The organism is Herbaspirillum sp. ST 5-3 (assembly GCF_004804275.1).
Classification (GTDB): Bacteria; Pseudomonadota; Gammaproteobacteria; order Burkholderiales; family Burkholderiaceae_D; genus Noviherbaspirillum.
Map to the genome: position 1 here is coordinate 1 of NZ_STGI01000038.1, position 1,211 is coordinate 1,211.

1 protein-coding gene is annotated in these 1,211 nt (G+C 65.2%); it reads left to right on the forward strand.

Annotated features, from left to right (window positions below; genetic code table 11):
• The coding region (locus tag E6W33_RS26855; protein WP_136420445.1) for a phosphomannomutase/phosphoglucomutase at nucleotides 1–1,211 on the forward strand (1,211 nt) is incomplete at both ends.

Consider the following 1,211-nt stretch of genomic DNA (forward strand, 5'->3'; position numbering starts at 1 on the left):
AGCATTTTCAAGGCATACGATATCCGCGGCATCGTGGGCAAGACACTGGACATCGGCATCGCCCGCCAGATCGGCCAGGCCTTCGGCACCGCCGCCCGCATCAAGGGTGAACAAACCGTCGTCATCGGCCGCGACGGCCGCCTGTCCGGCCCCGAGCTGGCCGAGGCACTGGCCTCCGGACTGCGCCGCGCCGGCATCGACGTGATCGACCTCGGCGTGGTTGCCACCCCCATGCTCTACTTCGCCACCCACGTGCTCGACGCCCAGTCCGGCATCATGGTCACCGGCAGCCACAATCCGCCCGACTACAACGGCTTCAAGATGGTGCTCTCCGGCGAAGCCATATACGGCGACGCCATCCAGGACCTGTACCGCACCATCGTCAAGGGCGACTTCGCCAGCGGCAACGGCAACTACCGCACCCACGACATCAGGCAAGCTTATCTCGAGCGCATCACCGGTGACGTCAAGGTCGCGCGTCCGATGAAGATCGCCGTCGACTGCGGCAACGGCGTGGCCGGCGCCTTCGCCGGCGAGTTGTACCGGGGCATGGGTTGCGAAGTGATCGAACTGTTCTGCGAAGTCGACGGCAACTTCCCCAACCACCATCCCGACCCCGCCCACCCGGAAAACCTGCAGGACCTGATCCGCTGCCTGAAAGAGACCGATGCCGAGATCGGGCTGGCCTTCGATGGCGACGGCGACCGCCTCGGCGTGGTGACCAAGGACGGTCAGATCATTTATCCGGACCGGCAACTGATGCTGTTCGCGCAGGACGTGCTCACGCGTCACCCGGGCGAGGCCATCCTGTACGACGTCAAATGCACGCGGCACATCGCGCCCTGGGTCGAAAAGCATGGCGGCAAGCCGCTGATGTGGAAGACCGGGCATTCGCTGGTCAAGGCCAAGATGCGCGAGACGGGTGCGCCGCTGGGCGGCGAGATGAGCGGCCACATCTTCTTCAAGGACCGCTGGTACGGCTTCGACGACGGACTGTATGCCGGCGCGCGGCTGCTGGAATTGCTGAGCAGGATGGCCGATCCGTCGGCGGTGCTCAATGCGCTGCCGCAGGCGTCGAGCACGCCGGAACTGCATCTGCACCTGGCCGAAGGCGAGAACGTGGCGCTGATCGGCAAGCTGCAGCAGGAGGCGCGCTTCCCGGAAGCACAGAACATCGTCACGATCGACGGCTTGCGGGTGGAGTATGCGGA